Here is a 26219-nt window from a genome sequence, read left to right on the forward strand (position 1 = left end):
GGCGGGCATTGATTTATCTCGTCTTGTTAAGAATTGCGCTGACACCCTGCATCAGCTCGCCAACATCGTTTATTCCTTTACTTTCCTGTTGGGCAATCCATTCGGCCTGAACGTGCTGATACCCGGTAGCGGCTTGCCACGCATTCAGCTCGCTGTTGGTCAGGTAGTGAACGTGTGCGCCCTCTTTTGCCATCTTTTGCGCCATTGCGGTCAGGCTTGCGTCCTGCACTGCGCCAATACGCTTTTGCGTCATGGCGGCGGCCCGATTGATGGCTGCGCGATCTTTCACGTCCAGGCTATCCCAGACGTCTTTATTCATCACCAGAAGATAAACGTGTCCGAGCCAGAGCGAAGGGGAGAGCTGAATATAGGGGGCCGCCCGCTGGGCATGGATATCATCTCCGCTGTCGAGGTTAACCATCAGGCCGTCAAGCTGTCCGGTCTGAAGCGCATCGGTAATTTTTTCATTCCATGGCATGCTGACCGGCACGCCGCCCGCGTTGCGTAAAAATGATTGATGCCAAAAGCTGGCGGTCCGCCATTGGCTTGCATTCAGCTGTGCCAAATCGACGTTCGGCCTGGTCGTAAAAAATCCAACCGGATAGCCGAGGAAAAACTGAAGATTCACCAGATTGTTGTTTTCCAGCTCGCGACCAAACTGGCGATACTCGCGGAAAATCCGCTGAAAGGCGTTAACCTGCGCTTCACCACGACCCGGTCCGAGGGGAAAGCTCTTAAAAATCTGGTGTCGCGGCAGTTGTTCGGGCGTGTACTCAGGGACCACGATCCCCATATCCGCCACGCTGCCCTGGCCGATCGTTTTTAAGGCGTCATAGCTGGTGGACAGCTCGCCGTTCCAGTGAGCGTCGATTTTCAAACGTCCAAGCGACTCTTGTTCGATCGCGCGAAAAAAAGTCTCTTTTATGAGCCGGGTACGCATGTTGCCATATGGCTCGTGATCGGTATAGCGCAGCGTTCTGTCTGCGCTGGCGACAGTGGGCCACAAACTGGTAACTATCAGCGAGGCACAGAAGAGAAAAATGTTCGCGTTATGCTTCATACCCATTCCTTTGGTATAGACAGATTTATCTTTCAGCATACCTCGGGTAACGCACAATCGCTATTGTCAGAGACTGAATATGGAGGGGAGTGTGCGCGGTATTATTAATAATGCTAATTACTGATTAATATTATCCATTTCCTCTAATGAATCCCGCGCAGTATAGTCTGCCCACAAGACAATTATGTGAGATGTTTTACATGTTATCCTACTATTTTCAAGGGCTTGCGCTTGGTGCAGCCATGATACTTCCGCTTGGTCCACAAAATGCCTTCGTGATGAATCAGGGGATCCGTCGTCAGTATCACATCATGATTGCTTTACTCTGCGCTATCAGTGATTTAGTGCTGATTTGCGCGGGTATCTTCGGCGGTAGCGCCTTGCTGATGCAGTCGCCATGGCTGATGGCGCTGGTCACCTGGGGCGGGGTCGCATTTTTACTCTGGTACGGATTCGGTGCGCTAAAAACGGCGATGAGCAGTAATCTGGAACTGGCCAGCGCCGAAGTGATGAAGCAGGGGCGCTGGAAAATCATCGCCACTATGCTGGCGGTGACATGGCTCAACCCACATGTTTACCTGGATACTTTTGTGGTGCTCGGGAGTCTGGGGGGACAACTGGACGTTGAGCCTAAACGCTGGTTTGCACTGGGAACCGTCAGCGCTTCGTTCCTGTGGTTCTTCGGTCTGGCATTGCTGGCGGCCTGGCTGGCACCGCGTCTGCGAACTGCGAAAGCACAGCGCATCATCAATACGCTGGTAGGATTAGTGATGTGGTTTATCGCTTTTCAGCTGGCAAAAGAAGGTGTTGCGCACGTTCAAGCGCTGTTCAACTAAGTGTTGTCTGATGGACAACGCAGCGAGATCGGCTAAGCTTGCCTGCATGTGCCCTGAGTTTTGGGGTAATTAATGAAACATGGAGGAACGACCGTGAAGTTCAAAATAATGGCCCTGGCGGCATTAGTCGGATTCAGCGCACTATCGGTACAGGCAAATGAGTTGCCAAATGGACCGCACATCGTGACTTCCGGAACGGCAAGCGTAGATGCAACACCAGACATCGCCACCCTGGCGATTGAAGTGAACGTTGCTGCAAAGGATGCGGCTTCCGCGAAGAAGCAGGCCGATGAGCGCGTGGCGCAATATCTGTCTTTCCTTGAACAGAACCAGATAGCGAAGAAAGACATTAGCGCTGCAAACTTGCGTACGCAGCCGGACTACGACTACCAGAACGGCAAAAGCATCCTCAAAGGTTATCGTGCAGTGCGCACCGTTGAAGTCACGCTGCGTCAGTTGGACAAACTCAACGCTCTGCTTGATGGCGCGCTGAAGGCCGGTCTGAATGAGATTCGTTCGGTATCGCTGGGCGTTGCCCAGCCGGATGCTTACAAAGACAAAGCGCGTAAAGCGGCGATTGATGATGCTGTTCATCAGGCTGAACAGCTGGCCGCGGGCTTTAATAGCAAACTGGGTCCCGTTTACAGTGTGCGTTACCACGTTTCCAATTATCAACCGAGCCCGATGGTACGGATGATGAAAGCAGATGCAGCGCCTGCAACCTCCGCTCAGGAAACCTACGAACAGCCGGTTATTCAGTTTGACGATCAGGTTGATGTCGTCTTCCAGATTGAGCCTACAGTAACCAATAAGTAGTCTTGATATAGGCGTAAGTCGCCATCCGGCAAGTTTTTAGCCTGATGGCGATGCTTACGCGTCTCATCAGGCCGACAAAATATTCCAGCCGGTTTTTCTGTGAGCAACTGTAAAAATGAGACCTCACATTCAGTCTTTTTTTTCGTGGTAATGAGGATAGGCCATAGCGATTTTTAAGGGGACGCTATGGATATTTTTATCTCGAAAAAGATGCGTAATTTCATTCTGCTGGCGCAAACCAATAACATCGCCAGAGCGGCAGAAAAAATACATATGACCGCATCGCCTTTCGGTAAAAGCATTGCTGCACTGGAAGATCAAATCGGCTATACGCTGTTTACCCGTAAAGATAACAACATCAGCCTGAATAAAGCCGGACAGGAGCTGTATCAGAAGCTGTTTCCCGTCTACCAGCGCCTCTCTGCCATTGATAATGAAATCTATAACGCCTCTTGTCGCTCGCGGGAAATCGTCATCGGTATCGATAATACTTATCCAACGATTATTTTTGACCAGTTGATTAGCCTTGGCGATAAATATGACGGCGTTACGGCCCAGGCCGTTGAATTCAGTGAGAATGGGGTGATTGATAATCTGTTCGACCGCAAACTTGATTTCATTATCTCGCCGCAGCACGTTTCTCCCCGCGTACAGGAGTTGGAAAATCTGGCGATCAGCGAACTGCCTCCGCTACGTCTGGGATTTCTCGTTTCCCGGCGCTACGAAGAGAAACAGCCGCAGGATCTGCTGCGCGAGCTGCCCTGGCTGCAAATGCGCTTCCAGAATCGCGCCAACTTTGAGGCGATGCTGGATGCTTATATGCGGCCCTGTGGGATCAATCCGACGATTATCTACCGTCCGTACAGCTTTATGGCCAAGATTAGCGCGGTGGAGCGCGGGCAGTTTTTGACGGTGATCCCTCATTTTGCCTGGCGGCTTGTGAATCCGTCGACGCTAAAGTATTTCGACGCGCCCGGCAGCCCCATGTATATGCAGGAGTTTCTCTATTCGCTGAAAAATCATCGCTATACCGGCACCATGCTCCAGCATATTGCTGAAGATCGTGACGGTACGGCAAGTTAACCGAGCATCGATCCTGTCTCGAGAAGGTTGCGATGCAGATCGAACGCATGGCTGAGATCGTGATGGATATGCCCGCCGGGCGCTTTTTCCAGATAGCGGTGCAGGTAGTCCCGGTAAAGGGGATGCGCACAGTTATCGATAATCGTGTGCGCCCGCTGCATCGGAGATAACCCACGCAGATCGGCAATCCCTTGTTCGGTCACGATCACTTTAACGCTATGTTCGCTGTGGTCGACATGGCTGCACATCGGCACGATGGTTGAGATTTTCCCGCCTTTGGCAATCGACGGCGCCATAAAGATAGACAGATAGGCGTTGCGCTCGAAATCCCCGCTGCCGCCGATACCGTTCATCAGGTTCACGCCCGCAACGTGCGTGGAATTGGCATGGCCGTAGATATCAAACTCAAGCCCAACGTTGAGTGCAATGACCCCCAGCCGACGGATGATTTCTGGGTTATTGGAGATCTCCTGCGGGCGCAGCACAATTCGGCTGGCGAAGAAGTCCATGTTGTCGTAAATCTTCTGTAGCGACGGGGCTGAGATGGTCAGGCTGGAGGCGCTGGCACCGGTGATCTTGCCCGTTTCCAGCAGATGCACCACCGATTCCTGTAACACCTCTGAATACATCATAAAGGGCGGGATATCCGGATTCTCTCCCAGTCTCGCCATTACCGCGTTATTGATATTGCCCACGCCGCTTTGTAAGGGCAGAAACTCTGCTGGAATGCGTTTGTGCGCCATTTCTGCCAGTAGGAAAGTGACGACGTTATCGGCAATTTGTTGGCTGACCGGATTGGTTTTATCCGACACATTCCCGGCATCGGGCAGCTCGGTATCCACCACCGCGACCACTTTCCTGGGGTCTATCTGCACGCACTGACTGCCCACGCGATCCATGGTATGAAATATGGGCACGCTGTTACGCCGCGGCGGTGCGCCGGGTATTACGATGTCGGCAAACTCAGCCACGCGCGGATTATGGTAATGATTCAGCTCGATAATCACCTTTTTCGCCCGCAGCAGCCAGGTAGGCGCATTGCCAATACCGCTGGAAAGCCAAATCCGGCCATCCGGCGCAATGGCGGAAGCTTCAATGACGGCAACATCGATTTCGCCAAAAAAGCCGTAATTAACCATCTGCGCGACCTCGCTCAAATGGAGATCGACAAACCTTACCTGGCCCTGGTTAATTTTCTCGCGCAGGCCAGATGAGGTTTGATAAGGCGCACGCCAGGAAACGGCATCCGCCGCGGATAGTGCATCATCAGCGGCGGCGCCAATTGACGCCCCGGTCAACAGGCGGATCTGAAAAGGCTGCCCGTCCTGATGCCGTTCGCAGGCGCGTTGGGCAATTGCGGTGGGTAACGCTTTTGGCGAACCCGCGGGGGTAAAGCCGCTGAACGCCACCATATCATCGTGCTGGATAATTTCTGCCGCCTGTTCGGCGCTCATCCGTTTCATGGCCGTCTCCTTCGTCGGACTTGATTAATGGCCAACAAAATTAGGTTTACGTTTTTCCATAAACGCGTTCATCCCTTCCTGATAATCCTCGCTGTCATACACCGCGCGGCGCATGCCCTGAATGCGCTCGAATTCGTCAGAGTTCATGGTGTGTGCTTCGCCCAACACGCGCAGTTCTTCTTTGATGACGGCGATTGCCAGCGGTGCTTTTTCCGAGATGTGATGCGCCATTTGCAGGGTGAAATCTTCCAGTTCCTCGGTTGGAACGACATGGTTGAGGATTCCGACCGCCATAGCGCGTTGAGCGGTGATGGGCGAGGCGGTAAAAATCAGCTCCTTAACGATGTGAAAACCAGCGTCACGGGTCAGGTTGTGGATGCCCACCAGGTTATAGGGCACGCCGAGGTTGACCGGGGTCATGGAGAAGGTAGACGTACTGGCTGCGATGATCAGATCGGAACTCATGATCATCTCAAACGCGCCGCCCCAGACGCTGCCTTCAACCATGGAGATCACCGGCTTCGGATATTTTTGGATCATGCGAGTTATCTGACGCAGCGGATCGTCATAAGAGAGCGGATCGCGACGTCCGGTGGGGAGCTCATGAATATCATGCCCGGCAGAGAACACTTTGGCCCCGCTCGGGGCGCGCAGAATGATGCAGCGAATGTCCGGACGATTGAGGTCGCTCAGCGCCTGCATCAGATCGTCAATAAACACTTTGCTCAGGGCATTGAGCTTGCGGGCGTAATTGAACTCAATGACCGCGACTTTCTGGATGATGACCACGTTGACGTATTGATAAGACATAATGTTCTCTTTATTGAAAGTAATGATGCTGAATAAATTCGCTGATGTGCCGCAGGCCGGTGCGCGGCGAAAGATCATTGTTTTTGACGGCCAGCAGCGTCTGCTGGAAATACTGGTCGAAATCAGCCCGGGCAAACAGCAGATGCAAGGCTTCTTCTTCAGCCTGATTGTGTAGCCATTCCACCGCCTGCTGCTGGCGGGCTTTTTCCAGGCGACCGCTGGCGGTAAGGCACGTTTTAAAGTCGGTTATCGCCTGCCAAACCTCCTCAATGCCGCGTTTTTCCAGGGCGCTACAGGTCAGAACCTGCGGCTGCCACTCGTCATATTTGCGGCGCAGGATATGCAGGGCGGATTCGTACATATGGCGGGCGATGGCAACGCTGGTACGGTTATCACCGTCGTCCTTGTTGATGACGACCAGATCCGCCATCTCCATCAGGCCTTTTTTGATGCCCTGCAAATCGTCGCCACCGCCGGCGATTTGCAGTGAGAGAAAGCAATCCACCATGCCTGCGACTTCGGTTTCTGACTGCCCAACGCCGACGGTTTCCACAATCACCACGTTGAAGCCAGCCGCCTCGCACAGCAGCATTAATTCGCGGGCGCGCTGGCTGGCGCCGCCTAAATGACCGCTGGAAGGAACCGGACGTATAAACGCAGATTCTGCGCGAGCCAGTTCCGTCATGCGGGTTTTATCACCCAGAATGCTGCCGCCGCTGACCGGGCTGCTGGGATCGACGGCGATCACCGCTACCCGTAACCCGCGGCGAATTAACAGCATGCCGAATGCTTCCAGAAAGGTGCTTTTACCCGCGCCCGGCGTGCCGGTGATCCCCAGACGCAGGGCGTTACCGGTGAACGGCATAATCGCGTCCAGCAATTGCGTACTCAGCGGCTGGTGGCGCGGGTGATTGCTTTCGACCAGCGTCATCGCCTGGGCGAGCGTAGCCCGTTCACCGAGTCGCAAGCGGCGGACGGTATCCTCAAGCGTGGCGGCGTTAATCATGATGCTGACTGATACGGGTTAACACATCGCGGACGCAGTCGAGCATTGGCGTGCCTGGGCCATAAATGGCAGCCACGCCATGTTCGTGTAGAAAAGCGTAATCCTGTGGCGGAATAACCCCGCCGGCGACGACGCAAATGTCTTCGCGTCCCCAGCCTTTGAGCGCGGTGACCAGCTCCGGGATCAATGTCTTATGACCTGCCGCCAGCGATGATGCGCCAATGACATGCACATCGTTTTCTACCGCCAGACGGGCAATTTCCTCCGGTGTGGAGAACATCGGGCTGAGATCGACATCGAAGCCGAGATCGGAGTAGGCGCTGGCGATCACTTTTGCGCCGCGATCGTGGCCGTCCTGACCCATCTTGGCGATCAGAATACGCGGGCGGCGGCCATTTTCTGCGAGGAACTGTTCAGTTTGCGCAACAATGGCATCGAACTCATCGGCGGATTTGTCGGACTGGTGATAGCTTTGCGCAATCACCCCAGTAACACACTGGCTGGGAACCAGATAACGGTCAAAGGCGGCCTCGAGCGCATCGGAGATTTCGCCGAGCGTGGCGCGAACGCGGGCGGCGTTGACGGCGGCTGCCAGCAGATTTTCATTCTGTTGCGCGGCGTGGGTCAGCGCGGATAGCGCGGCTTTAACCGCATCATTGTCGCGGGTGGCGCGGATATGCTGCAGTGAGGCAATCTGCTCGTTGCGCACCTTCACGTTGTCGATCTCCAGCACCGACGTGTCGTCTTCTTTATCCAGCTTGTATTTGTTCACCCCGACGATAACGCGCTTACCCTGGTCGATCAGCGACTGTTCGCGCGCGGACGCTTCTTCGATCATCCGTTTAGGAAGTCCGGCTTCAATCGCCTTCGCCATGCCGCCTGCCTCATCAATCTGCTTGATGATCGTGCGCGCCTGCTTCACGATTTGATCGGTGAGTGATTCGACGTAATACGATCCGGCCAGCGGATCGACGGTGCGGCAGATCTCTGATTCTTCCTGAATGATGATCTGCGTATTACGCGCAATACGGGCGGAGAAATCGGTGGGCAGACCGAGCGCTTCATCAAAAGCGTTGGTATGCAGAGACTGGGTGCCGCCAAGCGTAGCGCCGAGCGCCTCAATGGTGGTTCGTACCACGTTGTTGTACGGGTCCTGCTCGGTCAGGCTCCAGCCTGAGGTCTGGCAGTGGGTACGCAGAGCGAGAGATTTCGGGTTGGTCGCGCCAAAACTGCTGACCGCTTCGCTCCACAGATACCGTGCAGCGCGCAGCATGGCGACGTTCATAAACAGATCCATGCCGATGCCGAAGAAGAATGACAGGCGCGGGGCGAAGTCATCAATTTTCAGTCCGGCGGAAAGCGCGGCCTTGATGTATTCAATACCGTCTGCCAGCGTAAACGCCACCTGCTGTACGCAGTTTGCCCCGGCTTCACCCATGTGATAGCCGCTGATGCTGATGGTGTTAAAGCGCGGCATGTTGCCTGAGCACCAGGCGATGATGTCGGCGATAATGCGCATGGAGGGTTTTGGCGGATAAATGTAGGTGTTGCGGCACAAGTACTCTTTCAGAATATCGTTCTGAATGGTCCCTGTGAGCTGTTCCGGCGTCACGCCTTGCTCCTGCGCCGCGACGATATAAAACGCCAGTACCGGCAGCACCGCGCCGTTCATGGTCATCGATACCGACATCTTATCCAGCGGGATCTGGTCGAACAGCACCTTCATATCTTCGACGGTATCGATCGCCACGCCGGCTTTGCCGACGTCGCCCGCTACGCGCGGGTTGTCTGAGTCATAGCCACGATGAGTGGCAAGGTCAAAGGCGACGGAAAGCCCTTTTTGCCCAGCGGCGAGGTTACGGCGGTAAAAGGCGTTGGACTCTTTGGCGGTAGAGAAACCGGCGTATTGGCGAATCGTCCACGGCTGCGCGGTATACATAGTGGCGCGCGGGCCACGCACGTAAGGCGGCAGACCGGGCAGGGTGCCCGTGACTTCCAGATTATCGAGATCCGCTTCGGTGTACAGCGGCTTGATGGCAATCCCTTCCGCCGTCTGTCTTTCCAGCGACTCAACGGTTTTTTCCCGTCGACTGAGTTCTTTATTGGCGAGTGTTTGCCACTCCTGCACGTTTGCCATTTTTTGCTCCGTATTACGCAATAAGTTGAATCTTTGCGAATACGGTGTGCTTTTTCATTTGGCTTGTCGCCAGCAAAAAATAGCCAACAGGACGTCGTTTTTTGCCGTGTGGCGTGTTTTATTTTGTGATGTATTTCAAAGACGTGGCGGGAATAGCATGAAATGAGGGGCAAGGCTTGCAGGCCGGATGAGGCTTTACGCCGCTATCCGGCCTCTGTTCGAGGAATTAATCCTGACGCAGTACGTTGTGGCCATAGGCCAGCAGCGCGTCGGTGACGTTGCGCATCATGCGGCTTTCTGGTGCAAAGCGGTGCCAGTACAGCATCCGACGCTGGAACAGGCCTGGCGTTAAGTCGATAAGCTCACCGCTTTCCAGCTCTTTCTCAATCTGTAAGTGTGGGATCATGCAACAGGTTGTTCCCTGACGGGCCAACTGGACGAAGGCTTCAGACGAGTTAACGATATGGCACGGTACGCTGCCCGGCGGCAGGTCGAAGTTTTGTTGCAAGAACGCCTGGTGCATATCATCAAGATGGTCAAACGCGACCGCCGGGGCTTTCAGCAGGGCGGAACGGGTGACGCCGTTTGGGAAATAACGCTCGGCGAAAGGTTTAGAGCCAACAAACAGGTAGTCCAGCGCGCCCAGTTTATCCACCAGACAGCTTGGCAGCGCCTGATGTTGAATACTCACCGCACCGACTACTTCACCACGACGCAGACGTTCCTGGGTTCGGGTTTCATCTTCAACCTGCAGGTTCAGTCGAATCGGTGAATTAGCCAGTACCGGGGCCAGCGCCGGAAGTAACCAGGTCGCCAGACTGTCGGCGTTCACCGCCAGCGAAAGCAGAAGCGGCGTCGAGCCGGTTTGTTCATCGCCCAGCCACTCGTCTTCCAGCAGTTCAACCTGGCGCAGAAGCGCCAGTAGTTTCTGTCCCTGTTCCGTTGGGCGCGGCGGTACGGTACGCACCAGCAGCGGTTGTCCGAACATATTCTCAAGCTGTTTTATGCGCTGTGAAACCGCGGATTGCGTGATGCACAGCTTTTGCGCCGCGCGCTCAAATCCTCGTTCACGAATAACCGCATCCAGTGCTTGTAGTGTTCTGTAGTCCGGACGTTTCATTGCTTTGACGCACTCCTGAAATTTTTGCTTGTTCTGCACTATGACACAATTTTTGATTGGGTAAAGACGAAATCCGCCGCTTGCGAGCGGGTGTGGGGACATTTTTCTGCACAATGTTCTATAATGCGCGTGAATTTTCCCACCATATTCACACCACAGGCGAAACGATCATGACGCAGGATGAACTGAAAAAAGCAGTAGGATGGGCGGCACTTCAGTATGTACAGCCCGGCACCATTGTGGGCGTAGGTACAGGTTCAACAGCCGCACACTTTATTGATGCGCTGGGCACAATGAAAGGTCAGATTGAAGGTGCGGTATCCAGTTCGGACGCATCGACTGAAAAACTCAAAAGCCTTGGCATCCACGTGTTCGATCTTAACGAAGTGGATAGCCTCGGCGTATACGTTGACGGCGCGGATGAAATCAACGGTCACATGCAGATGATCAAGGGCGGCGGCGCAGCGTTGACCCGTGAAAAAATCATTGCTTCCGTGGCGAAGAAATTTATTTGCATCGCGGATGCGTCTAAAGAAGTCGATATTCTCGGCAACTTCCCGCTGCCGGTCGAAGTGATCCCAATGGCGCGCAGCGCTGTGGCTCGCCAGTTGGTGAAGCTGGGCGGTCGTCCTGAATACCGTCAGGGCGTCGTGACGGACAACGGCAACGTGATCCTCGATGTGCACGGTCTGGAGATCCTCGACGCCATCGCGCTGGAAAATGCCATCAATGCGATTCCAGGTGTGGTAACCGTCGGCCTGTTTGCCAACCGTGGCGCGGATGTCGCGCTGATCGGTACGCCTGACGGCGTGAAAACTATCGTAAAATGATCTGACGGGAGCGTCTTCTCCCGTTAAAAAAATTTTGGCAGGGCAAATTTGGTGACTTGTGTCACGTTTATAATATTGTCCTGCCGATCTCTCCAAAGAAAAAGTTATCGCCAGTATTTTCCTCTGACATTTCCCGTTGAATGACATTTCTTCAGCACGGCGACGCAAACGTTCATATTGCCGCAATATTATTTTTTGATATGTTGAAGAGACGGATGAAAATCCCACACACAACACATCAGTTTGAACAAAAAAAGACAGGGTCGGGGAAATGGCAAAGGTATCACTGGAGAAAGATAAGATTAAATTTCTGCTGGTTGAAGGCGTGCACCAAAAAGCACTCGAAAGCCTTCGTGCAGCAGGTTATACCAACATCGAGTTTCACAAAGGTGCTCTGGACACTGAACAACTGAAAGAGTCCATCCGTGATGCCCACTTCATTGGCCTGCGATCCCGTACCCATCTGACTGAAGATGTGATTGACGCCGCAGAGAAACTGGTCGCGATTGGCTGCTTCTGCATTGGCACCAACCAGGTTGATCTAAGTGCAGCGGCAAAGCGCGGGATCCCTGTGTTTAACGCACCATTCTCTAACACTCGTTCCGTTGCTGAGCTGGTGATTGGCGAACTGCTGCTACTGCTACGTGGCGTACCCGAAGCGAACGCCAAAGCGCACCGCGGCGTGTGGAATAAACTGGCTACCGGCTCTTTTGAAGCGCGTGGGAAAAAACTGGGGATCATCGGCTACGGCCACATTGGTACTCAGTTGGGCATTCTGGCGGAATCGCTCGGGATGCATGTCTTTTTCTATGATATTGAAAATAAACTCCCGCTTGGCAATGCCACGCAGGTACAGCATCTTTCCGACCTGCTCAATATGAGCGACGTGGTGAGTCTGCACGTACCGGAAAATGCCTCCACCAAAAACCTGATGGGCGCGCGTGAAATTTCGCTGATGAAGCCGGGGGCGCTGCTGATTAACGCCGCACGCGGTACGGTTGTTGATATTCCTGCGTTGTGCGACGCATTAGCGACTAAACATCTGGCGGGGGCTGCAATCGACGTATTCCCAACCGAGCCGGCAACTAACAGCGATCCTTTCACTTCGCCGCTGTGTGATTTCGATAACGTGATCCTGACGCCGCACATTGGTGGTTCAACGCTGGAAGCGCAGGAAAACATCGGTCTGGAAGTGGCTGGGAAACTGACCAAGTATTCCGACAACGGCTCTACGCTGTCTGCGGTAAACTTCCCGGAAGTTTCGCTGCCGCTGCACGGTGGTCGTCGTCTGATGCACATTCACGAAAACCGTCCGGGCGTACTGACTGCACTGAACCAGATTTTTGCCGAGCAGGGCGTCAACATTGCCGCGCAGTATCTGCAAACTTCCGCGCAGGTAGGTTATGTGGTTATCGATATTGAAGCGGATGAAGATGTGGCGGAGAAAGCGCTGCTGGCGATGAAAGCCCTTCCGGGAACCATTCGCGCTCGTCTGCTGTACTGATTTCCTCTACATGGGCAGGCGGTTGACCTGCCCATCTTTCCTCTGATTTCCCTGCCTCAAAATCTCTTTCTGTAACGCATACATTCTGTTTTCGAGCTTTGCCGCAGTTGGCAACTAAAGGCAGCGTTGCGTGTTGTACAGCAATAAAAGGAATTTACGATAGGGGCGCAGCATAGCGCTGAAACGGGAAAGCCCCTACCGAAGCAGGGGCTCTAAAAAGGAAAGGGACGATGATGAGATACGTCATCATGCTGCTGATCCTGTTAATCATCGCTTGGCCAGCATATTAACAGAGAGTACGCAGGAGGGAGGTTCGCCTCCCTCACCCTTCACCGAGGAATTTAGGTCAAAAAAACGGCGCTGTCAATCGGCAAAAAACGGCTACCACTCCCAGATTTTGGACGGCGTCACCACCGCTGGCAGCGGGATATCCCACTCTTCAACCGGCAATTTTTCTACTACCTGGCAGTCATGCGCGTAGCCCACGGGTTGGATCTTATGCTGCTGCCAGTTTTGTAGCGTGCGGTCGTAAAATCCACCGCCCATGCCCAGGCGTTGCCCGTCCTCATCAAATGCCACTAACGGCGTAATCAGTACGTCCAGCTTTGACAGTGGCAATACGTCGCGTACATCAAGCCGTGGTTCCTGGATCTTTAAGCGATTGGTCACCAGGTCGCTGCGCGGATGATAGTGCAGGAACAGTAAATTACCGGGACTGAAGGGATGAAGAACCGGAAGGTAAACGCGCTTGCCCGCTCGCCACAGTTGATCTATCAGCGGCTGGGTATCGAGTTCGCCATCGAACGAGAGAAATACCGCCACAGTATGCGCGAGTACAACAGGGGGAAAACTGAGCATTCGGGTCGCGGCTTGCTGACCGTATTGTCGTTGCTGTTCAGAGGTCAACGCGCGACGACGCTGTCGAATCAGTTGACGAATTTCTTGCCGGGATAAAGAGAGTTCAGAAAGTAGTGTCATGGCTGTTGCCAGGTAGAAGGGAATCTCCGAGATGCCGCCGCAGGCTGTAACCCTTGAACCCTTGGTTCAAGGTGAATGCGTCGTCACAGTTTTAAGGCTTCTCGGACGGGCCGAGCATGCTCACCAACCATGGAGCGCCACATTCTTGTGGTATGAAATATCGGCTCAGGGGACTGGCCCGCTTGCAAACATCTCAGAGAAATTTTGTCTTCACGGTCACTCTACCACAGTAAACCGAAAAGTGTTATTCAAAGTTTTGGCCCGTTTTTTCGGTTATGCGACCCTGATCAAGCAACGCCTGTTCGATGGTCTGTTGTAGCATCCGAATACGTTGTTCCATGCTCGCCGCGTACTCACGCGTCTTCGCTTTTTCCTGAGTTAATTCATAGCTGATGTTCAACGCGGCGATGAAAACCAACTGCTCAGTATTTGTGACTCTAGTGCGAACTTTCAGATCTTGCAATCGCTGATTAAGATCGTCCGCAGCCTGATTCAACGCATCCCTTTGTTCAGGCGGGCAATTCACTCGCAGTGAACGGCCAAATATTTGGATATCGACGGGTTGTGCAGACATGCCACCTTCCTGCTGATTGACTGCGCTGCCTTCGTCTCCAGACCTTGGGTCCGCGAAGGGGCGACACTATAGCTACCCTGGTATCAAGATACAAGCCCTTTTCTGGTCCACCAGGGTCCAAAGTGGTAGCATACCATGAATATTCCTCCCTTTGATGACGAATGCTTATGTCTATACAGAACGAAATGCCTGGCTACAACGACGTTAGCCAGTTTTTGAACCAACAAGGGGCTGGATTAACCCCGGCCGAAATGCACGGCTTGATCAGCGGGATGATTTGCGGCGGCAACAACGACAGCTCATGGCAGCCGCTGCTGCACGACCTGACGAACGAAGGTTTGGCCTTCGGTCACGAGCTGGCTCAGGCACTGATGAAAATGCACTCTGCCACCAGCGATGCCCTCGAGGACGACGGCTTCCTTTTTCAGCTTTATCTGCCTGAAGGCGACGACGTTAGCGTGTTTGATCGTGCCGATGCGCTGGCGGGGTGGGTAAACCACTTTTTGCTGGGCCTTGGCGTTACGCAGCCAAAGCTCGACAAAGTGACCGGTGAAACCGGTGAAGCGATTGACGACCTGCGCAATATCGCTCAGTTGGGATATGACGAAGACGAAGATCAGGAAGAGCTGGAAATGTCGCTCGAAGAGATTATCGAATACGTGCGCGTAGCCGCCTTGCTGTGTCATGACACGTTTACGCGTCAGCAGCCGACCGCGCCGGAAGTCCGTAAACCGACTCTGCACTAAGAACGAAACGCAAAGGAGAGTGTGATGAGCGAGATATCTCAGCAAGAATTCCAGCGTCGTCGCCAGGCTTTACTGGCACAAATGCAGCCTGGCAGCGCCGCGCTGATTTTTGCCGCGCCTGAAGCGACGCGCAGCGCGGACAGTGAATACCCGTACCGCCAAAGCAGTGATTTCTGGTACTTCACCGGTTTTAACGAACCGGAAGCCGTGCTGGTGCTGATTAAAAGTGATGACACTCATAACCACAGCGTTTTGTTTAATCGGGTTCGCGATCTGACGGCTGAGATCTGGTTTGGCCGCCGTCTGGGCCAGGATGCCGCACCGGCAAAACTCGGCGTTGACCGGGCGCTGGCCTTCAGTGAAATCAACCAACAGCTGCACCTGTTGCTCAATGGCCTGGACGCGGTGTACCACGCGCAGGGCGAATATGCCTGGGCAGACGAGATTGTGTGCACGGCGTTGGATAAACTGCGTAAAGGCTCCAGACAAAATCTGCACGCACCCGCCGCGATCATCGACTGGCGTCCAATGGTCCATGAAATGCGCTTGTTCAAATCAGCAGAAGAAATTGCGGTCATGCGCCGTGCTGGAGAGATCAGTGCGCTGGCGCATACCCGCGCGATGGAAAAATGCCGTCCGGGAATGTTTGAATACCAGTTGGAAGGGGAGATTCACCACGAGTTTACTCGCCATGGTGCGCGTTACCCATCCTATAACACGATTGTCGGCAGCGGCGAAAACGGCTGTATTCTCCATTACACCGAAAATGAAAGTGAAATGCGCGATGGCGATCTGGTGTTAATTGACGCCGGGTGTGAATACAAAGGTTATGCGGGCGACATTACACGTACCTTCCCGGTAAACGGCAAATTTTCCCCTGCTCAGCGTGAAATCTACGACATCGTACTGGAGTCATTAGAGACCAGCCTGCGCCTGTATCGCCCGGGGACGTCCATCCAGGAAGTCACCGGCGAAGTGGTGCGCATCATGATTACGGGTCTGGTGAAGCTTGGCATTTTGCACGGCGAGATCGACCAACTGATTACCGAAAATGCGCATCGCCCATTCTTTATGCATGGTCTTAGCCATTGGCTGGGACTGGATGTGCACGACGTTGGCGTTTATGGTCAGGACCGCTCACGTACTCTCGAGCCAGGAATGGTGCTCACTGTCGAACCGGGGCTGTATATCGCGCCGGACGCCGATGTGCCGCCTGCTTATCGTGGTATCGGCATTCGTATTGAAGATGACATCCTCATCACCGAGGACGGCAATGAGAACCTGACCGCCAGCGTGGTGAAGAAAGCGGATGACATTGAAGCCTTAATGGCTGCGGCGCGGCTGCAATGAGCGTGATTATCGTTGGTGGTGGTATGGTCGGTGCGACGCTGGCGCTGGCCATTTCTCAGCTCAGCCACGGGACTCTGCCTGTTCACCTGATAGAAGCGAGCGAACCTGAAACTGACCGCCATCCGGGGTTTGACGCCCGGGCGATCGCGCTGGCGGCAGGGACCTGCCAACAGCTGGCGCGAATTGGCGTATGGCAGGCGATTGCCGATTGCGCAACGGCGATCAAAACGGTTCACGTCAGCGATCGCGGCCATGCCGGATTTGTGACGCTGGATGCGCAGGAATACCGTATTCCGGCGTTGGGCCAGGTGGTAGAACTGCACGATGTCGGGCTGCGTTTGTTTGCGCTGCTGCGTAAAGCGCCGGGCATCACGCTGCACTGCCCCGACCGTGTAGCCAGCGTGTCACGCACGCAGGAACGCGTTGAGGTTACGCTGGAAAATGGCGAGATGATCAATGGTCGCCTGTTGGTGGCCGCCGATGGCACGCGTTCCGCGCTGGCTACCGCCTGCGGCGTTGACTGGCAGCAACAACCCTATGAACAACTGGCGGTGATTGCCAACGTCACGACCTCCGTTGCGCATGACGGGCGAGCGTTTGAACGTTTCACACAATATGGTCCGCTGGCAATGCTACCGATGTCTGATGGTCGCTGCTCGCTGGTATGGTGCCATCCGCTGGAGCGGCGGGATGAGATTATGGCCTGGTCCGACGAACAATTTTGCCGCGAACTGCAAACTGCGTTTGGCTGGCGGTTGGGGCGTATTACCCAGGCCGGTAAACGCAACGCTTATCCGCTTTCATTAACCTCGGCGCAAAAAGCCATTACCCATCGTACTGTGCTGGTGGGGAACGCAGCACAGACGCTGCATCCCATTGCCGGACAAGGTTTCAACCTTGGTCTGCGCGACGTGATGAGCCTGGCTGAGACGTTGACGCAGGCGCAAAATTGCGCGGAAGATATCGGTGATTATGCGGTGCTGGCACACTATCAGCAGCGCCGCGAACGCGATCGCGAAACGACGATTGGTGTGACCAACAATTTGGTGTATTTGTTTGCCAATCGCTGGGCCCCGCTGGTCGTTGGGCGTAATGTCGGGCTGATGGCGATGGAATTATTCACGCCTGCGCGCGATGCGTTGGCGGAGCGGACCCTCGGTTGGGTTGCGCGATAGATATAACCTGTAGGCCGAATTAAAAAAGCAGGCCTGATTAGCGCAGCGCCATCAGGCAATGTCGCGGAAGTAATGTCGGATGGCGGCTTTGCCTTATCCGGCCTACGGTTTTTGATTGTCCTATTTTCAGGAGCAAACAGTGCAAAGTGTTGATGTAGCAATTGTTGGTGGCGGCATGGTGGGACTGGCGGTTGCCTGCGGCTTGCAGGGCAGCGGGTTGCGCGTTGCGGTGTTAGAACAACATGTTCCGCAGCCTTTGGCGGCGGATGCACCTCCCCAGCTTCGCGTATCGGCCATTAATGCCGCCAGTGAAAAACTGCTTAGCCGACTGGGCGTCTGGTCCGACATTGTTGCCCGTCGCGCTTGTTGCTACCACGGCATGGAAGTCTGGGACAAAGACAGCTTTGGGCGTATTGCGTTTGATGACCAGAGCATGGGCTACAGCCATTTAGGCCACATCGTTGAAAACTCAGAGATCCATTACGCACTCTGGCAAAAAGCGCAGCGTTCAGCGGACATTACGCTGATGGCGCCCGCTGAGTTACAGCAGGTAGCCTGGGGTGAGAATGAGGCATTTCTGTCCCTGAAAGATGGCGCAATGCTGACAGCTCGCCTGGTAGTCGGCGCCGATGGCGCTAACTCCTGGCTGCGCAACAAAGCGGATATTCCGCTCACTTTCTGGGATTACCGTCATCATGCGCTGGTGGCGACTATCCGTACGCAGGAAGCTCACGGCGCGGTTGCGCGGCAGGCGTTTCACGGTGAGGGGATCCTGGCGTTCCTGCCGCTCAGTGACCCGCACCTGTGCTCTATCGTCTGGTCGCTCTCGCCGCAGGAAGCAGAACGCATGCAGCAGGCAAGCGTTGACGAGTTTAATCAGGCGCTGAATATCGCTTTTGATAATCGCCTGGGGCTGTGCAGCCTTGAAAGCGAGCGTCAGGCGTTTCCGCTGACGGGACGCTATGCCCGTCAGTTCGCTGCTCATCGTCTGGCGCTGGTGGGGGATGCGGCGCATACCATCCACCCGCTGGCGGGTCAGGGGGTTAACCTTGGCTTTATGGATGCGGCGGAGCTGATCGATGAGCTGAAGCGGCTACAGCGTCAGGGCAAAGATATTGGTCAGTATCTCTATTTGCGCCGCTACGAGCGCAGCCGTAAGCACAGCGCAGCGATGATGCTGGCCGGTATGCAGGGCTTTCGTGAACTGTTTGCAGGCGAGAATCCGGCGAAAAAACTGCTGCGTGATATTGGTCTGAAACTGGCCGATACCCTGCCAGGCGTAAAACCACAGCTCATCCGCCAGGCGATGGGACTGAACGATCTTCCTGAGTGGTTACGCTAGCGTCCGTAAGGACAATCTTAAGAGTTTGAGACCTGTCACACTTTCCACTCCCGGCCTGCGCGCCGGGGTGCTTCTCTCATTTGAAATAATCTAATTCCACGCCTTTTTTCGCATTAGTTTTTTTAATATTACGTTTTTTTCATAACGCCATTTTTGACAATTTTTCCACATTTAATGTTGGTTGGTGCTGTTAATTCCAGCTTGTATTTATTTTTTATTCTGATTATTTGCCGTATGGATGGGGTTTTGTTCTGCCGGTGATTTTGCTGTTTTTAGCCATAAGCTAATGTGATGGTTAATTTTGCCTTATGGTTTAGCGTCTGTTTCGGTGGTAAGTTCAGGACAAAGAGAACGTTTGCGTCGTGGCCCCTGGAGCGGCTGCGGTGCTGGGTTTCGTGGCGAAAATTTCACCGCGAAAGAGTTGGTAGCCCCGCTTATTCAACGAGGAAAAGATGGCTCAACAGACTCCTTTGTACGAACAACACACGCTATGTGGCGCGCGCATGGTAGATTTCCATGGCTGGATGATGCCACTGCATTACGGTTCTCAGCTTGATGAACACCATGCTGTTCGCACCGATGCCGGAATGTTTGATGTGTCACATATGACCATCGTCGACCTGCGCGGTAGCCGCACCCGGGAGTTCTTGCGTTATCTGCTGGCAAACGACGTCGCGAAACTAACGAAGACGGGTAAAGCCCTCTATTCCGGTATGCTCAACGCGTCGGGCGGCGTGATAGATGACCTGATTGTCTACTACTTCACTGAAGATTTCTTCCGCCTCGTTGTAAACTCCGCCACCCGCGAAAAAGACCTCTCCTGGATTACCCAACACGCTGAACCCTACGCCATCGACATCACCGTTCGAGACGATCTGTCGCTGATTGCGGTGCAGGGCCCAAACGCGCAGGCAAAAGCAGCCACATTGTTTACTGACGAGCAGCGTCAGGCGGTAGAAGGCATGAAGCCGTTCTTCGGCGTTCAGGCGGGTGATTTGTTTATCGCAACCACCGGTTATACCGGCGAAGCAGGCTATGAAATTGCTATGCCGAGTGAAAAGGCGGCAGACTTCTGGCGTGCGCTGGTACAAGCAGGTGTCAAACCTTGCGGTCTTGGCGCGCGCGACACGCTGCGTCTGGAAGCCGGCATGAACCTGTACGGTCAGGAGATGGACGAAGGCATTTCCCCGCTGGCGGCCAACATGGGCTGGACCATCGCGTGGGAACCGACTGACCGCGACTTTATCGGTCGGGAAGCGCTGGAAATGCAGCGTGAAAAAGGCCACGAACAGTTGGTCGGACTGGTGATGACCGAGAAAGGCGTACTGCGTAATGAACTGCCGGTGCGTTTCACCGATGCTTCCGGCAATCAGCAGGAGGGCATTATCACCAGCGGGACATTCTCCCCAACCCTGGGTTACAGCATCGCGCTGGCGCGTGTCCCTGCGGGTATTGGTGAGAACGCGATCGTACAGATCCGTAACCGCGAAATGCCGGTAAAAGTGACTAAACCTGTTTTTGTGCGTAACGGCAAAGCCGTCGCGTAATTCATCCTTTTTTGGAGATTGATTGATGAGCAACGTACCTGCAGAACTGAAATACAGCAAAGAACACGAATGGCTGCGCAAAGAAGCTGACGGCTCTTACACCGTTGGGATCACCGAACATGCTCAGGAGCTGTTAGGTGACATGGTTTTCGTTGACCTGCCCGAAGTTGGCGCAACCGTCAGCGCGGGCGATGACTGCGCCGTTGCGGAATCCGTAAAAGCGGCATCCGATATTTATGCGCCAGTAGGCGGTGAGATTGTTGCGGTTAACGACGCGCTTAGCGACTCCCCGGAACTGGTCAACAGCGAGCCGTATGCAGGGGGCTGGATCTTCAAAATCAAAGCCAGCGATGAAAGCGAAATTGAATCGCTGCTGGATGCGACTGCATATGAAGCTTTGTTAGAAGACGAATAAATACGCTTCATTCTTCACGTTGCAGGTGTGTTGGCTTTCTTGCACACCTCAGTCACTTACTGATGTAAGCTCCTGGGGATGTGCTGCGTCGCCGCCTTCCTGCAACGCGAATTTTTCGCGTATTCAGGTAAGTAGAGACACCTACGATTCACTGCACGTTTCAGGAACCATCGCCCATGACACAGACGTTAAGCCAGCTTGAAAATAGCGGCGCTTTCATTGAACGCCACATCGGACCGGACGCCGCGCAGCAGCAAGAGATGCTGAATGCGGTTGGCGCCGAGTCGTTAAACGCGCTGATCGGCCAGATTGTGCCGAAAGACATTCAGCTCGCAACCCCGCCACAGGTGGGCGAGGCGGCGACCGAATACGCTGCGCTGGCTGAATTAAAAGCCATCGCCGGGCGTAACAAGCGCTTCACGTCCTACATTGGCATGGGCTACACCGCCGTGCAGCTGCCACCGGTTATCCTGCGTAACATGCTGGAAAACCCGGGTTGGTACACCGCCTACACCCCGTATCAACCGGAAGTCTCCCAGGGCCGTCTGGAAGCATTGCTGAACTTCCAGCAGGTGACGCTGGACCTGACCGGCCTGGACATGGCTTCCGCTTCTCTGCTGGATGAAGCTACTGCTGCAGCTGAAGCCATGGCGATGGCCAAACGCGTCAGCAAACTGAAAAACGCCAACCGTTTCTTTGTGGCGGCTGATGTTCATCCGCAAACGCTGGACGTAGTGCGTACTCGCGCGCAAACTTTTGGTTTTGACGTCATTGTTGATGACGCGGCAAAAGCATTGGATCATCAGGATGTGTTCGGCGTGCTGTTGCAGCAGGTTGGCACCACCGGTGAAGTGCACGACTACAGTGCCCTGATGGCTGAGCTGAAATCCCGTAAAATAGTGGTCAGCGTCGCTGCCGACTTTATGGCGCTGGTGCTGCTGACTGCACCGGGCAAACAGGGCGCGGATATCGTTTTCGGCTCTGCGCAACGCTTCGGCGTACCGATGGGCTACGGCGGCCCGCACGCGGCATTCTTTGCCGCTAAAGATGAATTCAAACGCTCCATGCCAGGCCGTATTATCGGCGTCTCCAAAGATGCAGCGGGTAATACCGCCCTGCGCATGGCGATGCAGACTCGCGAACAGCATATCCGCCGCGAGAAAGCGAACTCCAACATTTGTACCTCGCAGGTTCTGCTGGCCAACATCGCCAGCCTGTATGCCGTTTATCATGGCCCGGTTGGCCTGAAACGCATCGCTAATCGCATCCATCGTCTGACCGATATTCTGGCAGCCGGTCTGCAACAGAAAGGATTGAAGCTGCGTCATGCGCACTACTTTGACACTTTGTGTGTTGAAGTGGCCGATAAGGCTGCGGTACTGGCGCGTGCTGAAGCGGCAGAAATCAACCTGCGTAGCGATATCCATAACGCGGTAGGTATTACGCTCGATGAAACCACCACCCGTGAAAACGTGGTGCAGTTGTTCAATGTTCTGCTGGGAGACAGCCACGGTCTGAACATCGAAACGCTGGACAAAGACGTGGCGCTCGACAGCCGTTCCATTCAGGACAGCATGCTGCGCGACGATGCGATCCTCAGCCATCCGGTGTTTAATCGCTATCACAGCGAAACCGAGATGATGCGTTACATGCACTCGCTGGAGCGCAAAGATCTGGCCCTGAACCAGGCAATGATCCCGCTGGGGTCTTGCACCATGAAGCTGAACGCTGCCGCCGAGATGATCCCTATCACTTGGCCGGAATTCGCTGAACTGCATCCGTTCTGCCCGCCAGAGCAGGCAGAAGGTTATCACCAGATGATCGGCCAGCTTTCCGAATGGCTGGTAAAACTGACTGGTTATGACGCAGTCTGCATGCAGCCGAACTCCGGCGCGCAGGGCGAGTATGCGGGTCTGCTGGCGATTCGCCATTATCACGAAAGCCGTAACGAAGGCCATCGCGATATCTGTCTGATCCCGGCCTCTGCCCACGGTACCAACCCGGCCTCCGCACAGATGGCGGGTATGCAGGTAGTGGTTGTCGCCTGTGATAAGAACGGCAACATCGATCTTGGCGATCTGCGTGAAAAAGCGGCACAGGCGGGTGAAAACCTCTCCTGCATCATGGTGACCTATCCCTCTACTCATGGCGTGTATGAAGAAACGATCCGTGAAGTGTGCGACGTTGTGCACCAGTTTGGCGGCCAGGTTTATCTTGATGGCGCGAACATGAATGCTCAGGTTGGGATTACCACACCGGGCTTTATCGGTGCCGATGTCTCACACCTTAACCTGCATAAAACATTCTGCATTCCGCACGGCGGCGGTGGCCCAGGTATGGGTCCAATCGGTGTTAAATCGCATCTGGCGCCGTTCGTACCGGGTCATAGCGTAGTACAGATTGAAGGGATGCTCACCCGTCAGGGCGCGGTTTCTGCGGCACCGTTCGGTAGCGCATCCATTCTGCCGATCAGCTGGATGTACATCCGTATGATGGGCGCAGAAGGTCTGAAGCAGGCAAGCCAGGTGGCGATCCTGAACGCTAACTACATTGCCAGCCGTCTGAAAGATGCCTATCCGGTGCTGTATACCGGTCGCGATGGTCGCGTGGCACATGAATGTATTCTCGACATTCGCCCACTGAAAGAAGAGACCGGCATCAGCGAACTGGATATTGCCAAGCGTCTGATCGATTACGGTTTCCATGCGCCGACCATGTCGTTCCCGGTAGCGGGTACGCTGATGGTGGAACCGACTGAATCGGAAAGCAAAGTGGAACTGGATCGCTTTATCAATGCGATGCTGGCAATCCGCGCTGAGATCGATCGCGTGAAAGCCGGTGAATGGTTGCTTACAGATAACCCGCTGGTTAACTCCCCGCACACGCAAAATGAGCTGGTCGCGGAGTGGAATCACGGTTACAGCCGCGAAATCGCCGTCTTCCCGGCGGGCGTAGCGAACAAATACTGGCCGACCGTGAAACGCCTTGATGACGTTTACGGTGACCGTAACCTGTTCTGCTCCTGCGTGCCGCTGAGCGATTATCAGTAATCGACTGATTCAGCTATCTTTTAAAGGCGCTTCGGCGCCTTTATTTTTGGGGAGAATAGTGATGGCTATAGCACTGGTTACGGGGGGCAGTCGCGGTATTGGTCGGGCAACCGCGCTGCAGTTAGCGCTAGAGGGTTACACGGTCGCCGTTAACTTTCATCACAATATTCGTGCGGCAACGGAGGTGGTGAACAATATCGCCGCTGCGGGAGGAAAGGCGTTTGCTCTGCGGGCAGATATCAGCGATGAAAGCCAGGTCGGGGCGATGTTTGAGTCCATTGACCGCGAGGGTGAGCCGCTGACTGCGCTGGTGAACAATGCCGGGATTTTGTTTGAACAGAGCACGGTGGAAAGCCTAACCGCTGAGCGTATTAATCGCGTCCTGGCGACGAATGTTACCGGCTATTTTCTGTGTTGTCGGGAAGCGGTAAAGCGCATGTCGTTTAAGCACGGCGGTCAGGGCGGGGCGATTGTGAATGTCTCTTCGGCGGCGTCACGGCTTGGCGCCCCGTTCGAATATGTTGATTATGCAGCCTCAAAAGGTGCGGTGGACACGCTTACCACCGGCCTCGCGCTGGAGGTTGCGGCGCAGGGGATACGCGTGAACTGCGTGAGACCCGGTCTTATCTACACGGAAATGCATGCGTCAGGCGGCGAGCCGGGAAGGGTCGATCGCGTGAAATCCATGTTGCCTATGCAGCGCGGCGGACAGCCGGAAGAGGTCGCGCAGGCGATAACCTGGCTGCTGAGTGAGAAGGCGTCTTACGTCACGGGCAGTTTTTTGGAGCTGGCCGGCGGAAAGTAATGCGTTGCTTGCCGGATGGCGGCGTAAATGTCTGCTCTGGTCTACAGGTTCAGTTCCCGTAAACCGAATAAGCGCAGCGCCATCCGGCAAAAAATTACAGATTCTCGCCGTTGCTGGCAATCACCGCTTTATACCACTCAAAACTTTTCTTACGCGAACGCGACATATCGCCGGTGCCGTCGTCGTGTTTGTTCACGTAGATAAAACCGTAGCGTTTGCTGTACTGGCCGGTGGTGAACGAGACGCAGTCGATGCAGCCCCACGGCGTGTAGCCCATCAGATCTACGCCGTCATACGTTACCGCTTTCATCATCTCTTCGACGTGGGCGCGCAGATAGTCGATGCGGTAGTCATCGTGGATGCTGCCGTCTTCTTCCACTTTGTCGTAAGCGCCAAATCCGTTTTCAACGATAAACAACGGCTTCTGATAACGCTCGTACAGTTCGCATAAGGCGTAACGCAGGCCGACCGGATCAATCTGCCAGCCCCAGTCGGATGCTTTGACGTGCGGGTTCGGCACGCTGCCCTCAAAACCGGAAATTGCATCGCCGCTACCACCTTCCGCTTTTACCGCGTTGGTCATGTAGTAACTAAACCCGAGATAGTCGCAGGTACCTTCACGCAGGATTTGTTCATCGCCAGCTTCCATTCGAATATTGAATTCGCGGCGCTCCCACTCGTTCAGTACATAAGATGGATAGTAGCCGCGCAGTTGAACGTCGGTGAATACATAGCGTTCACGCATCGATTCCTGCGCGAACATCACATCTTCAGGCTTACAGGAGTACGGGTATAGCGGGACCATTGCCAGCATGCAGCCGACTTTCATTTCAGGGTTGATGCGACGTGCGGCTTTCACCGCCAGAGCGCTGGCCACGAACTGGTGGTGCAGCACCTGGTACATAGTCTCTTCCGGGTTTTCATGCTCGGTATACACCACGCCGGAGCAGCAATAGCCAAACAGCGGTGCACGCCAGTTACGCTGGTTGTTGATCTCGTTGAAGGTCATCCAGTATTTGACCTTGTGCTTGTAGCGCTCAAAGACCACTTCAGCAAAACGGACAAAGAAATCGACGACTTTACGATTGGTCCAGCTACCGTACTGTTGAACCAGGTGTAGCGGCATTTCGAAGTGGGAAAGGGTGATGACCGGTTCGATATTGTACTTCAGCAGTTCATCAAACATGTCGTCGTAGAATTTTAGCCCTTCTTCGTTTGGCTGGGTTTCGTCCCCTTTGGGGAAGATACGGGTCCAGGCAATTGACGTACGGAAGCATTTGAAGCCCATCTCGGCAAACAGCTTAATGTCTTCTTTGTAATGACCGTAAAAATCGACGGCTTCGTGGTTGGGGTAGTACTTACCTGGCACGACGTCCTGAGTGATTTCTCGCGGAACGCCGTGTGCCCCCCCGGTCAGTACGTCGCAAATGCTGGGCCCTTTGCCACCTTTATTCCAGCCGCCTTCAACCTGATGCGCCGCAACCGCGCCGCCCCATAAAAAATCGTTTGGTAAGGTAAGTTTTTTCATCTGCGCTCAGTCTCAAATTAATACAATCTGATTTTGAGTCTAAC

The 26219-nt window shown here is 54.4% G+C and carries 22 protein-coding genes and 1 other RNA gene; 13 read left to right on the plus strand and 10 right to left on the minus strand.

All coding sequences use genetic code 11. The annotated features are described in order from the left end of the window. Positions 1-13: 13 nt before the first annotated feature. Positions 14-1060, minus strand: a complete 1047-nt coding sequence (gene dctP / locus HV037_RS04680; RefSeq protein ID WP_016157427.1) for a TRAP transporter substrate-binding protein DctP — start codon at positions 1058-1060, stop codon at positions 14-16. A 200-nt stretch (positions 1061-1260) separates the two neighbouring features. Here dctP and argO point away from each other — a divergent pair, with 200 nt between their 5' ends. The 3 genes from argO to HV037_RS04695 all read left to right on the plus strand — a co-directional run bounded on the left by argO (position 1261) and on the right by HV037_RS04695 (position 3795). Further along, positions 1261-1896, plus strand: coding sequence for an arginine exporter ArgO (gene argO, locus HV037_RS04685; protein WP_016157426.1), 636 nt, complete (start codon positions 1261-1263; stop codon positions 1894-1896). A gap of 93 nt (positions 1897-1989) precedes the next feature. Then, entirely contained in the window at positions 1990-2712 is a 723-nt protein-coding gene (locus HV037_RS04690) for an oxidative stress defense protein (RefSeq protein WP_029139653.1), read from the plus strand. A gap of 186 nt (positions 2713-2898) precedes the next feature. Next, complete coding sequence (locus HV037_RS04695; RefSeq protein ID WP_103284199.1) at positions 2899-3795, plus strand: LysR family transcriptional regulator; 897 nt, start codon at positions 2899-2901, stop codon at positions 3793-3795. Here HV037_RS04695 and HV037_RS04700 read toward each other — a convergent pair. The 5 genes from HV037_RS04700 to argP all read right to left on the minus strand — a co-directional run bounded on the left by HV037_RS04700 (position 3792) and on the right by argP (position 10331). Then, a complete protein-coding gene (locus tag HV037_RS04700; RefSeq protein ID WP_103284198.1) occupies positions 3792-5258 on the minus strand; it encodes an acetyl-CoA hydrolase/transferase family protein in 1467 nt (488 codons plus the stop codon). The genes HV037_RS04695 and HV037_RS04700 overlap by 4 nt on opposite strands. Positions 5259-5282: 24 nt before the next feature. Then, positions 5283-6068: a methylmalonyl-CoA decarboxylase gene (gene scpB, locus HV037_RS04705; protein ID WP_049041966.1), complete on the minus strand. Its 786-nt coding sequence runs from the start codon at positions 6066-6068 to the stop codon at positions 5283-5285. A 10-nt stretch (positions 6069-6078) separates the two neighbouring features. Then, positions 6079-7074: a methylmalonyl Co-A mutase-associated GTPase MeaB gene (meaB, locus tag HV037_RS04710; RefSeq protein ID WP_103284197.1), complete on the minus strand. Its 996-nt coding sequence runs from the start codon at positions 7072-7074 to the stop codon at positions 6079-6081. Further along, positions 7067-9211: a methylmalonyl-CoA mutase gene (gene scpA / locus HV037_RS04715; protein ID WP_103284196.1), complete on the minus strand. Its 2145-nt coding sequence runs from the start codon at positions 9209-9211 to the stop codon at positions 7067-7069. The genes meaB and scpA overlap by 8 nt, the downstream gene beginning before the upstream one ends. A gap of 226 nt (positions 9212-9437) precedes the next feature. Beyond that, a complete protein-coding gene (gene argP, locus HV037_RS04720; RefSeq protein ID WP_003825477.1) occupies positions 9438-10331 on the minus strand; it encodes a DNA-binding transcriptional regulator ArgP in 894 nt (297 codons plus the stop codon). 170 nt (positions 10332-10501) lie between these two features. Here argP and rpiA point away from each other — a divergent pair, with 170 nt between their 5' ends. Both rpiA and serA read left to right on the plus strand, forming a co-directional pair. Then, positions 10502-11161 (plus strand): ribose-5-phosphate isomerase RpiA, encoded by a 660-nt coding sequence (rpiA, locus tag HV037_RS04725; RefSeq protein WP_016154364.1) that lies wholly within the window; start codon positions 10502-10504, stop codon positions 11159-11161. A 271-nt stretch (positions 11162-11432) separates the two neighbouring features. Beyond that, on the plus strand, positions 11433-12665 hold the full coding sequence (gene serA / locus HV037_RS04730; protein ID WP_016154363.1) for a phosphoglycerate dehydrogenase: 1233 nt from the start codon (positions 11433-11435) through the stop codon (positions 12663-12665). Between the two features lie 381 nt (positions 12666-13046). Here serA and HV037_RS04735 read toward each other — a convergent pair whose 3' ends face one another. The 3 genes from HV037_RS04735 to zapA all read right to left on the minus strand — a co-directional run bounded on the left by HV037_RS04735 (position 13047) and on the right by zapA (position 14217). Further along, on the minus strand, positions 13047-13643 hold the full coding sequence (locus HV037_RS04735; protein ID WP_103284195.1) for a 5-formyltetrahydrofolate cyclo-ligase: 597 nt from the start codon (positions 13641-13643) through the stop codon (positions 13047-13049). A gap of 19 nt (positions 13644-13662) precedes the next feature. Next, positions 13663-13846: non-coding RNA, 6S RNA (gene ssrS / locus HV037_RS04740), on the minus strand. A gap of 41 nt (positions 13847-13887) precedes the next feature. Next, on the minus strand, positions 13888-14217 hold the full coding sequence (gene zapA / locus HV037_RS04745) for a cell division protein ZapA (RefSeq protein ID WP_003026980.1): 330 nt from the start codon (positions 14215-14217) through the stop codon (positions 13888-13890). Positions 14218-14384: 167 nt separating this feature from the next. Here zapA and HV037_RS04750 point away from each other — a divergent pair, with 167 nt between their 5' ends. The 8 genes from HV037_RS04750 to HV037_RS04785 all read left to right on the plus strand — a co-directional run bounded on the left by HV037_RS04750 (position 14385) and on the right by HV037_RS04785 (position 24647). Continuing rightward, positions 14385-14963: a YecA family protein gene (locus HV037_RS04750; protein WP_016157420.1), complete on the plus strand. Its 579-nt coding sequence runs from the start codon at positions 14385-14387 to the stop codon at positions 14961-14963. 24 nt (positions 14964-14987) lie between these two features. Further along, complete coding sequence (pepP, locus tag HV037_RS04755; RefSeq protein ID WP_049041960.1) at positions 14988-16313, plus strand: Xaa-Pro aminopeptidase; 1326 nt, start codon at positions 14988-14990, stop codon at positions 16311-16313. Further along, positions 16310-17488, plus strand: coding sequence for a 2-octaprenyl-6-methoxyphenyl hydroxylase (gene ubiH, locus HV037_RS04760; RefSeq protein ID WP_019077635.1), 1179 nt, complete (start codon positions 16310-16312; stop codon positions 17486-17488). Before pepP ends, ubiH begins: the two co-directional genes overlap by 4 nt. Positions 17489-17627: 139 nt before the next feature. Beyond that, positions 17628-18830, plus strand: a complete 1203-nt coding sequence (ubiI, locus tag HV037_RS04765; RefSeq protein WP_016154357.1) for an FAD-dependent 2-octaprenylphenol hydroxylase — start codon at positions 17628-17630, stop codon at positions 18828-18830. A gap of 452 nt (positions 18831-19282) precedes the next feature. Further along, a complete protein-coding gene (gene gcvT / locus HV037_RS04770; protein WP_103284194.1) occupies positions 19283-20377 on the plus strand; it encodes a glycine cleavage system aminomethyltransferase GcvT in 1095 nt (364 codons plus the stop codon). 25 nt (positions 20378-20402) lie between these two features. After that, the gene (gene gcvH / locus HV037_RS04775; RefSeq protein WP_003026965.1) at positions 20403-20792 is read left to right on the plus strand and encodes a glycine cleavage system protein GcvH; all 390 of its coding nucleotides are present in this window, start codon (positions 20403-20405) and stop codon (positions 20790-20792) included. A 176-nt stretch (positions 20793-20968) separates the two neighbouring features. After that, positions 20969-23842, plus strand: coding sequence for an aminomethyl-transferring glycine dehydrogenase (gene gcvP, locus HV037_RS04780; protein ID WP_103284193.1), 2874 nt, complete (start codon positions 20969-20971; stop codon positions 23840-23842). Between the two features lie 61 nt (positions 23843-23903). Beyond that, on the plus strand, positions 23904-24647 hold the full coding sequence (locus HV037_RS04785; protein ID WP_016154354.1) for an SDR family oxidoreductase: 744 nt from the start codon (positions 23904-23906) through the stop codon (positions 24645-24647). 94 nt (positions 24648-24741) lie between these two features. Here the strand turns inward: HV037_RS04785 and bglA are convergent, their stop codons facing one another. Beyond that, a complete protein-coding gene (bglA, locus tag HV037_RS04790) occupies positions 24742-26175 on the minus strand; it encodes a 6-phospho-beta-glucosidase BglA (protein ID WP_016154353.1) in 1434 nt (477 codons plus the stop codon). Positions 26176-26219: the final 44 nt, after the last annotated feature.

It is taken from the genome of Citrobacter sp. RHBSTW-00017, from assembly GCF_013797615.1.
GTDB classification, from domain to species: Bacteria; Pseudomonadota; Gammaproteobacteria; order Enterobacterales; family Enterobacteriaceae; genus Citrobacter; species Citrobacter braakii.